Source organism: Streptomyces sudanensis (genome assembly GCF_023614315.1).
Lineage (GTDB): Bacteria > Actinomycetota > Actinomycetes > Streptomycetales > Streptomycetaceae > Streptomyces > Streptomyces sudanensis.
Genome location: NZ_CP095474.1, coordinates 2,368,401 through 2,380,390, shown reverse-complemented (window position 1 = coordinate 2,380,390; position 11,990 = coordinate 2,368,401). Strand labels below are relative to the sequence as shown.

At 73.8% G+C, this 11,990-nt stretch carries 10 protein-coding genes and 1 pseudogene; 4 read left to right on the top strand and 7 right to left on the bottom strand.

The features are described 5' to 3' along the window. Positions 1–310: 310 nt before the first annotated feature. Together MW084_RS10965 and MW084_RS10960 are read left to right on the top strand one after the other, a co-directional pair. Entirely contained in the window at positions 311–1,204 is an 894-nt protein-coding gene (locus MW084_RS10965) for a Bax inhibitor-1/YccA family protein (RefSeq protein WP_010473717.1), read from the top strand. 175 nt (positions 1,205–1,379) lie between these two features. Beyond that, positions 1,380–1,721, top strand: a complete 342-nt coding sequence (locus MW084_RS10960) for a hypothetical protein (protein ID WP_010473715.1) — start codon at positions 1,380–1,382, stop codon at positions 1,719–1,721. Positions 1,722–1,730: 9 nt separating this feature from the next. Here the strand turns inward: MW084_RS10960 and MW084_RS10955 are convergent, their stop codons facing one another. The 3 genes and pseudogenes from MW084_RS10955 to MW084_RS10945 form a co-directional block, all read right to left on the bottom strand. Further along, positions 1,731–2,642 carry a hypothetical protein gene (locus MW084_RS10955; protein WP_010473714.1) on the bottom strand — a complete coding sequence of 304 codons (912 nt, stop codon included), beginning with the start codon at positions 2,640–2,642 and terminating at the stop codon, positions 1,731–1,733. Positions 2,643–2,878: 236 nt separating this feature from the next. Beyond that, positions 2,879–4,099, bottom strand: a complete 1,221-nt coding sequence (locus MW084_RS10950; RefSeq protein WP_010473713.1) for an acetyl-CoA C-acetyltransferase — start codon at positions 4,097–4,099, stop codon at positions 2,879–2,881. 224 nt (positions 4,100–4,323) lie between these two features. Then, a pseudogene (locus tag MW084_RS10945) lies at positions 4,324–5,186 on the bottom strand (SGNH/GDSL hydrolase family protein); the annotation flags it as partial. Positions 5,187–5,437: 251 nt separating this feature from the next. On the opposite strand from MW084_RS10945, the gene MW084_RS10940 reads away from it, so the two are divergent. Continuing rightward, entirely contained in the window at positions 5,438–6,823 is a 1,386-nt protein-coding gene (locus MW084_RS10940; RefSeq protein WP_010473711.1) for a cystathionine beta-synthase, read from the top strand. Between the two features lie 169 nt (positions 6,824–6,992). On the opposite strand, the gene MW084_RS10935 is transcribed toward MW084_RS10940, so the two are convergent. The 4 genes from MW084_RS10935 to MW084_RS10920 form a co-directional block, all read right to left on the bottom strand. Continuing rightward, positions 6,993–7,838, bottom strand: coding sequence for a hypothetical protein (locus tag MW084_RS10935; RefSeq protein ID WP_010473710.1), 846 nt, complete (start codon positions 7,836–7,838; stop codon positions 6,993–6,995). A 62-nt stretch (positions 7,839–7,900) separates the two neighbouring features. Continuing rightward, on the bottom strand, positions 7,901–8,515 hold the full coding sequence (locus tag MW084_RS10930) for a hypothetical protein (RefSeq protein ID WP_010473709.1): 615 nt from the start codon (positions 8,513–8,515) through the stop codon (positions 7,901–7,903). Positions 8,516–8,527: 12 nt separating this feature from the next. Then, positions 8,528–9,964: a hypothetical protein gene (locus tag MW084_RS10925; RefSeq protein WP_010473708.1), complete on the bottom strand. Its 1,437-nt coding sequence runs from the start codon at positions 9,962–9,964 to the stop codon at positions 8,528–8,530. A gap of 13 nt (positions 9,965–9,977) precedes the next feature. Then, entirely contained in the window at positions 9,978–10,454 is a 477-nt protein-coding gene (locus MW084_RS10920; protein ID WP_010473706.1) for a hypothetical protein, read from the bottom strand. 515 nt (positions 10,455–10,969) lie between these two features. Here MW084_RS10920 and MW084_RS10915 point away from each other — a divergent pair. Then, the gene (locus MW084_RS10915) at positions 10,970–11,830 is read left to right on the top strand and encodes a MurR/RpiR family transcriptional regulator (protein ID WP_010473705.1); all 861 of its coding nucleotides are present in this window, start codon (positions 10,970–10,972) and stop codon (positions 11,828–11,830) included. The last annotated feature ends 160 nt before the right edge of the window (positions 11,831–11,990 follow it).

The window sequence follows — 11,990 nt, the reverse complement described above, 5'->3', positions numbered from 1 at the left end:
CCCGTCCTCGGNNNCCGNNNGNGCACCGGCGCNCGTACCTGCCCNCCGNGNNGGAGCGCATTCCCGTGCGGGTGCGCGGGACGATCACACGGCAGGGCGGTCGAGCCGGCCCCGTGAGCGCCTACGCGGAGAACCGCGCCAGCGGTGCCNCCCGCCGNNCGACGGGACGCGGCGCCCACGCACTGGCGACGCGGGGGTTGCGTGATCGAGACTCAGGGGCGGAAAGATCCTCCCCGAGCACTAGGGTGTTTCCTTTGCTTCCCTATTACCCTGGTTCCAAGGCCGCGCACGGCGGCCATGGAGGAGTGAGATGAGGAGCAGCAACCCGGTCTTCTCGCGACGGGGGTTCAGCCGCGACAACGGCTACGCGGGCTTCAACGCGCAGCAGCAGGCCGGGGGCCCCGCCGCTGGAACCAACCCGTACGCGACGAACCCGTACGCGACCAACCCGTACGCCACCGACCCGTACGCGCAGCCGGGCGTCCAGCAGGGCGTCCCGCCGCAGGCTCCGGCCCGTGCCGGGGCCATGACCATCGACGACGTGGTGTCCCGCACGGCCATGACGCTGGGCACGGTGTTCGTCACCGCGGCGCTCGCCTGGTTCCTGCTGCCGGTCGACCCGGCCAACCTCGGCAGGTCGTACGGCATCGGCATCGGCGCGGCCCTGGTGGCCTTCGTCCTCGCGATGGTGCAGTCCTTCAAGCGCAAGGCGTCCCCCGCCCTGATCCTGGGCTACGCGGCCTTCGAGGGCGTCTTCCTCGGCGTCATCTCCAGCGCCGTCTCGACGTACGTCACCGCGGGCGCCGTCCCGCAGGCGGTGCTCGGCACGATGGCGGTCTTCGCCGGCGTGCTCATCGCGTACAAGATGCGCTGGATCCGCGTCACCCGCCGCTTCTACGGCTTCGTGATGGCGGCCGCGGTCGGCTTCGTCCTGCTGATGGCGGTGAACCTGCTGTTCTCGCTGTTCGGCGGCGGTGACGGCCTGGGCTTCCGCAGCGGCCCGCTCGGCATCGTGTTCGGCATCATCGGCATCGTCATCGGCGCCTGCTTCCTGGCGCTGGACTTCAAGCAGGTCGAGGACGGCATCACCTACGGCGCCCCGCGCGAGGAGTCGTGGCTGGCGGCCTTCGGCCTCACCCTGACCCTGGTGTGGATCTACCTGGAGTTCCTGCGGCTGGTGCAGATCCTCAGCGGAGACGACTGACCGCCCCGCAGTCGGTGGAGGGCCCGCCCGGTTCGTCCGGGCGGGCCCTTCCGCGTCGTGGGGAGCACCGCGGACGGAACCCCGCCACACACGGTCCCGGGCGCCCCGCGGGCCCGTGCGGCCGAGGGCGCCGACCCGTTGGCGGCGGCGCCCCGCCGGCGCGTAGGGTCGCGGCGTGTACGACACGACGGAACTGGACGAGGCCGTGAGCCGCCTCGCCGACCGGTTGCGGGCCGCCCCGCAGAGCCGGCTCGGACGGGGCGCGGCGGCGGAGGGACTGGCACTGGCCAGGGAGCTGGCGGCGCGGGCGCAGCGGCTGGAGGGCGCGGCGGAGACGCGCGTCATGCCCGACGCGGGGATGTTCGCGGTGGGGGACCAGCTGGCGGTCGCGGGCGCGGACCTCGCCGAGGCGCTGCGGGACGCCGCCCGCCGGGAGGGCGCCTCCGGGGCGGCGGACCGGGAGCTGGCGGAGGCGCTGGCGTCGGTCCGCGCGGCGGCGGCGCGGGCAGCCCTGTAGGGGCGGCGCCTACACGGAGGCGATGACCCGGTCGGCGAGGACGTAGACGTTCTCCTCGTCGCCGCAGGAGAAGGTCAGGGCGTACGCGCCGGAGATGCCCGACCCGCCCAGCAGGAACGGCGTGGTGCCCCGGCGCAGGGCCTCGGCGAGGCGCTCCGCGGTCTCGCGGTGCCCGGGCGTCATGCACAGCGTGGCGCCGTCCTCGAAGACGTACACGTCGAGCGTGCCGAGCGGCCCGGGCCGCACGTCGGCCAGCGCGGTGCGCGCGGCGGCCAGCTCCTCCAAGCGCGCCATGGTCCGCTCGTGGTCGGTGACGACCGGCGTCCGGACGGGCACGAAGTCGGGGTGGGAGGGGTGCCGGCGGCGGGCCGCGGCCAGCTCGGGGGAGTCCTCGGGGTACTCGGGGCGGTCGCCCGCCCCGTCCGGCTCGGGGAACTGGCCGCCCGGCAGGCCGGGGAAGTCGGGCAGCCGCAGGCCGGCGGGCTCGTCGGCCGGATCCGCGTCGTACTCGGCGTCCAGGCCCAGCGCCTCCAGGCCCGCGAGATCCGACTGGCGCGGTACGAAGTAGGGGCCGTCGTCGCCGGCGCCGCCGAGCGGGCCCGGGACGCCGCCCAGCAGGGAGGCGGGGGAGTCGGTGGCGTCCCGCGCCTCCTGGGCGGCCCAGAACGCGCGGGCCTCCGCCAGCTCGCGCTCGCGCTCCTCGGCGAGCGCCTCGGCGACGGCCGTGCGTATCTCCTCCGCCATCGTGGCGTCCGCGGAACGGGCGCGCGGAACGGCCGGGGACGGCTCCGCTGCGGCGCGGGCGACGGCGAGGTCGCCGCGCAGGGCGGCGATCTGCCGGCGCAGTCCGTGGCTGGTGTACAGGGCAGCGGCGCCCACGGCCGTGGCGGCGGCCGTGGTCAGCAGCAGGGCGAGAGACATGGCGCTCACTGACTTACTCCCGGTTTCTGGCGATCCCCCGCACTTCCTACATCAGCTTCTCCCGGCTGTGGACCCGCTGTCAGTGCACTACGTCACGAATTGGACAGTTTCCTTCGGTGGAAGTTTTGTTTCATCGTGGCGCTGACCTGCAAAAACACCTCTCCCCCAGGAGATAGGTCACATCCTGGGGGAGATTCGGTCACAGCCGGGACGCGGAGGGGTTCGACGGGACCGGGTCAGGAAAGCCGCTCGATCACCATGGCCATGCCCTGCCCGCCGCCGATGCACATGGTCTCCAGGCCGAACTGCTTGTCGTGGTACTGGAGGCTGTTGATCAGCGTCGTGGTGATGCGGGCGCCGGTCATGCCGAAGGGGTGGCCGACGGCGATGGCGCCGCCGTTGACGTTCACCTTGTCGAGGGGGAAGCCCAGGTCCTTGTAGGAGGGGACCACCTGGGCGGCGAACGCCTCGTTGATCTCGACGAGGTCGATGTCGTCGACGGTGAGCCCGGCGAGGGCGAGCGCCCGCCTGCTGGCCTCGACCGGGCCGTACCCCATGATCTCGGGGGAGAGGGCGGAGACGCCGGTGGAGACGATCCGGGCGAGCGGGGTCAGGCCCAGCTCGCGCGCCTTGGTGTCGGACATGACGACGAGGGCGGCGGCGCCGTCGTTGAGCGGGCAGCAGTTGCCCGCGGTGACGCGTCCGTCGGGGCGGAAGACCGGCTTGAGGCCCTGCACGCCCTCCATGGTGACGCCCTTGCGGGGGCCGTCGTCCTTGCTGACGACGGTGCCGTCGGGGAGGGTCACCGGGGTGATCTCGCGCTCCCAGAAGCCGTTCTCGATGGCCTGCTCGGCGAGGTTCTGCGACCGCACGCCGAACTCGTCCATCTCCTCGCGGCTGACGTCCTTGAGGAGGGCGAGGTTCTCGGCGGTCTGGCCCATCGCGACGTACGCGTCGGGCACGAGGCCGTCCTCGCGCGGGTCGTGCCACTCCGCGGCGCCGTTCTCGGCGGCGACCGCGGTGCGGGCCTGCGCCTCGGCGAAGAACGGGTTGCGGGTGTCGGGCAGGGTGTCGGAGTTGCCCTTCACGTACCGCGAGACGGTCTCGACGCCCGCGGAGACGAAGACGTCGCCCTCGCCGGCCTTGATGGCGTGCAGGGCCATGCGCGTGGTCTGGAGGGACGAGGCGCAGTAGCGGGTCACGGTGCAGCCGGGCAGGTGGTCCATGCCCATCCGCACGGCGACGATGCGGCCCATGTTGAAGCCCTGCTCGCCGCCGGGCAGGCCGCAGCCGAGCATGAGGTCGTCGATGTCCCGCGGGTCCAGCTCGGGGACCTTGGCGAGGGCGGCCTGGATGATCGTGGCGGTCAGGTCGTCGGCCCGCAGGTCCTTCAGCGAGCCCTTGTAGGCCCGGCCGATGGGCGAACGGGCGGCTGAGACGATCACGGCTTCGGGCATCACGGCTCCAGGGTGGGCGGATGGGCGGCTGAGAGGGAAGTTACCCCTACGTAGAGCCCGGGTCACCGCGTGGGGGGTGTGACCCCCGCCGCACTGCTGAGCGCCCGCTCAGCCGGACTTCCCCGCGTCCCGGCTCCCCGGCTCCCGGAACCCCGGCTCCGTCGCGGGCCGCGCCGTCCGGGCCGGAGCCGGGGCCGGGGCCCGCGNGGCCGGGCCGAGGNGGNTCACGCCGGGGTGCCGCCGGCGGGGCGCTCCGGGGCGGCGCACTCCGTGAGGCGCCGCCGGCGGCGGTGCTTGAGCAGGGCCCACGGCGCGCGGGCGCCCGCGACCTCCGTACCGGCCTCCGCCGCCGCCTCCGCCGCCGCCACGGCCACCGGCAGCACGCCCTCCCCGCGGTCCGCGTCCGGCCGCTCCGGCCCCGGCCACACGCCCAGGGCCGCGCACACCGTCGGCAGCACCGCCATCGCCGCCGTGGCGTACCCCTCCGCCGAGGGGTGGTAGCTGTCGGCGCCGAACATCTCCCGGGGGTTCGCCGCGAACTCCGGCCCCAGCAGGTCGCCCAGCGACACGGTCCGGCCGCCCCGCTCCACCACCGCGATCGTCTGCGCCGCCGCCAGCTGCCGCGACAGCCGCCGCGCCAGCCAGCGCAGCGGCTGGTACACCGGCTCGATGGTGCCCAGGTCCGGGCAGGTGCCGACGACCACCTCGGTGCCCGCGTCGCGCAGCCGCCGCACCGCCTCCGACAGGTGCCGCACGGACTGCGTGAGCGGCACCCGGTGGGTGACGTCGTTCGCGCCGATCATGATCACGCAGGCGTCCGGGGCCCGTTCCGGCCTCGTCAGCAGCAGGGTGACCTGCCGCTCCAGGTCGTCGGAGCGGGCGCCGGGCAGCGCGACGTTCCGCAGCTCCACGGACCGCTCGGCCACCTGGGCGAGCCCGGACGCGAGCAGCGCGCCCGGGGTCTGGCCGACGCGCCGCACACCCTGGCCCGCGGCCGTGGAGTCGCCCAGCAGGGCGAGCCGCAGGGGGTCCCCGTCGAAGCCGCGCCCGTACAACCCGTCCGCCGCGGGCGGGAGCGGCGCCACCCNNNCCCCCACGNCCCGNNTCGCCANCCGCACCTCGGCCAGCAGCANCNNCGCGGCGGCGACCCCCAGCAGACCGGCGCCACCGCCCCCGTACGCCGCGCCCGCCGCGATCCGCCGCGCCACCCTCGCCCTCGACACCGCCGCGCCCACCCCCTCTCCCGGTATGGGGGGTAACTGCCCCGAAAGCATGTCCGCCTACGCATCCGCTCCGCTTACGCTGGCTGGACCATTACGGAGACCCCGGAGACTTACGGTGCAAATCCACGACTCGATGATCAGCCTCGTCGGCAACACCCCGCTGGTGAGGCTCAACAGCGTGACCGAGGGCATCCAGGCCACGGTCCTGGCCAAGGTCGAGTACTTCAACCCCGGCGGTTCGGTGAAGGACCGCATCGCCCTGCGCATGATCGAGGCCGCGGAGAGGAGCGGGGAGCTCAGGCCCGGCGGCACCATCGTCGAGCCGACGTCCGGCAACACGGGCGTGGGACTGGCGATCGTGGCCCAGCAGAAGGGCTACAAGTGCGTCTTCGTCTGCCCCGACAAGGTGTCCACTGACAAGATCAACGTGCTGCGCGCATACGGCGCCGAGGTCGTCGTCTGCCCCACGGCGGTCGCCCCGGAGCACCCCGACTCGTACTACAACGTCTCCGACCGCCTGGTGCGCGAGATCCCCAACGCGTGGAAGCCGGACCAGTACTCGAACCCGAACAACCCGCGCTCCCACTACGAGACCACCGGCCCCGAGCTGTGGGAGCAGACGGACGGGCGGATCACCCACTTCGTCGCGGGCGTCGGCACGGGCGGCACCATCTCCGGCACCGGCCGCTACCTCAAGGAGGTCAGCGACGGGAGGGTCCGGGTCGTCGGCGCCGACCCGGAGGGCTCGGTCTACTCCGGCGGTTCCGGCCGCCCGTACCTGGTGGAGGGCGTCGGTGAGGACTTCTGGCCGTCCGCCTACGACCGGACGGTGACGGACGAGATCGTCGCCGTCTCCGACAAGGACTCCTTCCAGATGACCCGCCGCCTCGCCAAGGAGGAGGGCCTCCTGGTCGGCGGCTCCTGCGGCATGGCCGTCGCCGCGGCGCTGCGCGTCGCCGAGGGGCTCGGCCCGGACGACGTGGTGGTCGTCCTGCTGCCGGACAGCGGACGCGGCTACCTCTCCAAGATCTTCAACGACGAGTGGATGGCGGACTACGGCTTCCTGGAGGACGCCGGCCCGTCCGCGCGCGTCGGCGACGTGCTCCGCCACAAGGAGGGCGACATCCCGACGCTGGTGCACATGCACCCGGAGGAGACGGTCGGCGAGGCGATCGAGGTGCTCCGCGAGTACGGCGTGTCGCAGATGCCCATCGTCAAGCCGGACGCCGGGCACCCTGACGTGATGGCCGCCGAGATCGTCGGCTCGGTCGTCGAGCGGGAACTGCTGGAGGCGCTGTTCACCCAGCGCGCGTCCCTCGGCGACCCGCTGGAGAAGCACATGAGCGCCCCGCTCCCGCAGGTCGGCTCGGGCGAGCCGGTCGAGGACCTGATGGCCGTCCTCGGGGCGGCGGACGCGGCGGTCGTACTGGTCGAGGGCAAGCCGACCGGTGTGGTGAGCCGCCAGGACCTGCTGACCTTCCTGGCCCGCGACGGCAGGTGACCCGCGCCTGACCCCCGCCCGTACGGCGCGCCCGGACCCCTCGTACGAGGGGGAGCTTCGGCCCGTACGGGCGGGAGGCGCCGACCCGTACGGGCGGGGGCACCACCCGTACGGGCCGGGGCGCCCTCCGTACGGGCCGGGCGGGCGCCCCTCCGGCGTTCGGCGGGTCTCAGCCGGCCCGCGCGGCGCGCACCTCGTCGGCGTCCGGGAGCAGGTCCGTGATGAGCGTCCAGACGGCCTTCGCGTCGGTGCGCACGAGCCGGAACGGGCTGCCCGGGGTGAGCCGCTCGGCGGGAAGGGGCTCCTCCGGCAGCTCGCGCAGCCAGTACCCGAGCGGTCCGCAGTCCCAGACGGCGAAGCCGCGCCCCTCGACGCCGTCCTGCCCGTCCTGACGGCCCCGCCAGGCGGCGGTCATCCGCCAGCTGCACCGGAGTTCCGACACCAGTTCGGCGAGGAGGGACAGGGCGGGCTCGGCGAGCGTGCCGTCCGCGGCCAGGGCCTGCCGCACGGCGGCCCGCTCGTCCTCGGCGGTGCGGCCGGGACCGGCCACCGACTCCAGCGCGGCGAGCGCGCCCTCGACCCCGGCGACGGTCGTCTCGACGGCCGTGAGGGCCGTCTCCCGGGTGGCGGGGAACTGGCGGAGGTTCACCATCGAGGCGAGCTTCCAGACCAGCGTCCTCGGCTCGACGAGGGAGTACTCGGCCTCGGCCTCGCCCGGCCACGCCTCGTGCGCGACGACGTGCTCGTCGCCGATGAGCACGCCGTGCCGGAGCGTGCCCTGCCTGCTGCCCGCCTCCAGGGAGACGATCACCCCGGGTGCGAGGAAGGTCTGCACGAGCGGCAGCAGGGCATGGGCGAGCCGCCCGTCGGCCGTGACCAGCCCGCTGTCCTCGACCTCCCTGCGGGCCGCGGCGAACTCCTCGTCCACCGGCCGGCCGGCGGCCAGTTCGGAGAGCACGATCAGGTGCTCGTCGGCCAGCCGGAAACGGGGCCGGGAAACATCGATGGAAGGCATACACCACTCACTCGGTAGGTCGGGTGCGGAAGACCGGGTACTCGGGGGCCGGTGCCGCCACGTCAGTACGTCGCCTCCGCCCAGAAGCTGAACATCCTCTTGAAACCGGCCCGCACGGCGCCGCGCCGCGTGAGGACCGACCGGTCCACCCCGGCGAACAGGACGGCCAGGGCGAGGTCCGCCGGCAGCACCCGCCCGGTCGCCCGCAGGGCCACCCGCCTGCCGTTGCCGACGCCCGTCTGGTGGGCCGTGACGACGACGCCGGGGTCCTCGTCGTCGGGGAGCCGTGACAGCCGGTAGGCACGCTTGCCGAGGGCCGTCAGCCGGTAATCGTCCCCCAGGTACCGCATCCGCAGGGAGCGGCCCCGGTGGGTGAGGGCCCACCGGTGCCGGTCCATGGCGACGAGCCGCCCGTCGACCCGGAAGGTGGCCCGGTTCAGGGTCGGCTTGCTCACCAGCTCCGAGAGCAGGCCGCGCGTCTCGAACCTGGCGGTGGGCAGGCCGCCGCCGCTCGCCTCCGTGGCGATCACGTCGGGGGTGTGCGGCAGCGCGGGCCAGACCACGCGCACCTCCCCGAACTCCGGTGAGGTCCCGACCCAGCCGAACTGCCGCGGCACACCCGGCGCCTTCTCCGACTTCCAGCGGGCGAGCGTGAACGGGGTGATGGTGGTGTGCATGGTTCCCCCTGCTCAGTCGAACGGGTTGAGAGCGCTGCCGACCTTCTTCAGACCGCTTCCGACGTCCTCCGCCTTGTCGCCGATCCAGTCGCCGGCCTTCTCCAGGCCGTCCCCGATGGCCTCCCGGTTCTCCCAGATCAGGCAGCCGCCGTACACGAGGCCCGTGCCGACGGCCAGGCCGGCCGTGACCGGGTTCGGGGCCACGGCGAGGGCGGTGAGCGAGGCGTTGAAGGCCGTGCCGCTGAGGTCGGTGGCGAACTTGCCCGGGTCCGCCTTGATCATGGCGGTGTCGTACGTGGCGAGGTTGGCCACGCCGAACGCGGTGGCCGTCACGCCGCCCACGACGCCCGCGCCGCGGAGCCAGCCCGCGGCCTTGGCGGCGTTGGCGAGGCCGCCCTGCTGGGCGACGCGCGCCAGGTTGGCCTCGGCGGCGGTCGGGATGAAGAACTTGCCGTTCTTCATGTACCCGCCGAGCGCCGCGGCCTCCTCCGAGCCGGTGAGGGCGGAGACGAGGCCGGGCGGCAGCTTGCTCCAGACGCTGCCCGTCCCGGCGAGCATCATCCGCTCGTTGATGCGGCTCGTGAGGAACGTGCCCGGTGCCGTGATCGTCTTGCCGCTCTTGAGGTACTGGTACAGCTTGAAGCCGCCCTTGACGGACGTGCCGAGGGCCAGCGCGAAGGCGCTCGCCGTGACGGTGCCCTTCTGGACGCCGGCGAGCAGGTCTGCGAGCTGCTTGTTGCCGGTCAGCTTCTCCACGCCGTCGCGCTGGATGCGCGCGAGCCAGTCCTCCAGCGTCTCGCCGTCGCGCATCGCGAACGAGGCGAGGTCCATGCGCTCCCGGCGCTGCTCGTCGTCGGCCTTGGCGACCGCGGCGGCGTTGCCGTTGAAGCCGCCGGCGGTGCCGTCGCCCTTGCCGCCGGAGTCCTTGACGACCGCTTCGAGGTCCTTCTGGAGGTCCTTGTCCGCGTCGTCGACGGCCTTGACGCACGCCTTGATGTAGTCGGCCCAGGACCGCTCGCTCTCCCGGACGCTCCTGGCGAACTCCGGGTCGTGGCGCAGGGCGTCGCGCTCGGCGGGCGTGGCCCGCTCCGTGTCGTAGGAGACGTGGCCCTGCTCGGAGACCTTCATGCCCTCCTTGACGGCGTCGGCGCGGGCGTCCTCCAGCTTCCGCTTCAGGTCGGTCAGCTGCTGGTGGGCGTTGCGCAGCAGCGTCGCCGTGGCCTTCGCCTGGGTCTGCGCGGCCTGGTATTCGTAACGCGTCGCGGCGAAGTTCAGGGAAGCCGCGTTCGCGCTCTCACCCTGCCATGTCTCCCCCAGCGTGATTTTCTGGACACTGTCCCGGTACCGCTTCTCGACCTTTCCGAATTCCTCCGCCATCGACTGCCACTTCTCGGCGGCGGCGGAGAGCTTCCCGAAGTCGGTCGTCATGACTTCGTGGTACGTCAGCATGGTGTCTCCCGGCTCACTCGTACTCGGCGAAGGGCGACTTGACCTGCTTGATCCTGCTGCCGCGGTCGGCGTCCACCCCGCCCAGGACGGTGACGGTGCCGCGCAGGCCGTCGCGTTCCCTGCCCAGCCGGCCCATGAGGGTCTTGACCTGGCCCTCCCATGTGGTCTGCACCTTCTTCAGGGCGGTGCCCGTCGCCCAGCCGTCGAGGGCGCGGGCGGCGCTGCCGGTGGCCTCGTCCGCGTGCTTGCCGGCGGTCTGGGTCCTGGTCAGCAGCTCGGTGTCGATGGTGTTCGCGGCGGCCTTCTTCTCGGCGGGGGTCGATGCGAGCTTCCCGCCGCCCCCCGGACCGCCGCCGTCCGCGGGCAGCTGGTTGAGGCGCATCGACGTGTCCTGCCGTGCCGCCGCCTCGGCCCGCAGCCGGGCCCATTCCTCGTCGAACCCCATGGTGCGCCAACCCCCGATGCCGATGATCACGATTTCGAGCCGCATTGTATGTCCGGTACCGCGGGTGTCCGGAAGCGGTCGCGCAGGGGGATGGTCTGCGGTTCTTGCGAAGCAATTAGGCGGTGGGCGACGGGAATTGCGGACATGTGAGGATCCGTGAGAGAAGGTGAGGGAATCACCGGCGCCGGGCCCCGGTTCCGGTTCCGGTTCCGGCCCCGGTTCCGGCCCCGGCCCCGGTTCCGGCCCCGGTGCCGGTCCCGCCTGGTCCGTCCCGCCCGCCTCCGGGGCCNGCCGCCGGTCCCGGACTTCCGGTTTCCCCGTCCCCCGTCCCCCGTCCGGCTCCGGGGACCCGCCTGCCGCCCGCCGCCACCGTCGCCGGTACCGCCGCCGAGCTCATCGCCGCCGAGCCGAACGCCGCGGCGGGGCCGGGGCCGCCCGCGCCACCGGCGCCGGGCGCCCGCGAGGACCTGCGGGTTTCGTTCCGCACCCGCCCTTGCATATGGTCTATTCAGTCACAGGGGTGACTGAATGGATTCGAGGCGGAGGGCAGGGGCACCGGCATGAGCGACACCCCCGGCGCACGGCTCCAGGCGCTGTTCGACGGTCACCGGCTGACGCCGACGCAGCGGCGGATCGCCCACTGGATGGTGCGGCGCGCCGCCGACGTGCCCTTCCTGTCCAGTGTGGAGCTGGCCGAGCTGGCCGGGGTCAGCCAGCCGTCCGTCACCCGCTTCGCCGTCGCCCTCGGCTTCGACGGCTACCCCGCGCTGCGCCGGCACCTGCGGGAGGTCGCCCCCGCCGAACCGGCCCGCACCGGCACCGGCGGCGATCCCGCCGGGGACACCGCGGCCAACGAGTACCAGCAGGCCGTCCACGCCGAGATCGAGAACCTGCGCCACCTCGCGGAGCTGCTCGCCGACCCCGCGCCGGCCGAGCGGGCCGGCCGGCTGCTCGCCGCCTCCCGCCCCCTGCCCGTCCTCGGGCTGCGCGCCGCCGCCGCCCAGGCGCGCGGCTTCGCGTACTTCGCCGCCAAGGTCCACCCGGACGTCCGGGTGCTCGACGAGGGCGGTTCGATGCTCACCGACCGCGTCGACGCCGCCGTACGGGCCGGGGCCACCGCCCTGCTCTGCTTCGCGCTGCCCCGCCACCCCCGCGAGGTCCTCGACGCCCTGGAGTACGCCAAGGCCGCCGGGCTGACCGTGGTGACCGTCGCCGACTCGGCGTTCGCACCGGTCGCCCGCCACAGCGACCTGCTGCTCCCGGCCGCCGTCGGCACCGCCCTCGCCTTCGACACGGCGTGCGGGCCGATGCTCCTCGGGCGGGTGCTGCTGGAGGCGATGTGCGACGTGCTGCCGGACGCGCAGGCGCGTCTGGAGGAGTTCGACGCGCGGGCCGCCGCACGGGGGCTGTTCGTCGAGTAGTACCGCCCGGACCGTGTCCCGGGGGCTGTGCGTCGAGTGGCGCCGCCCGGACCGTGTCCCGGGGCCGGTCGTGCCCCCCTGCCGGGCGCGCCTCCGTACCGCGGGCAGGGCCGGAGGGGCGCGGGGCNGGGGGGCACGACCGGCCCCNGGNTNACATTTT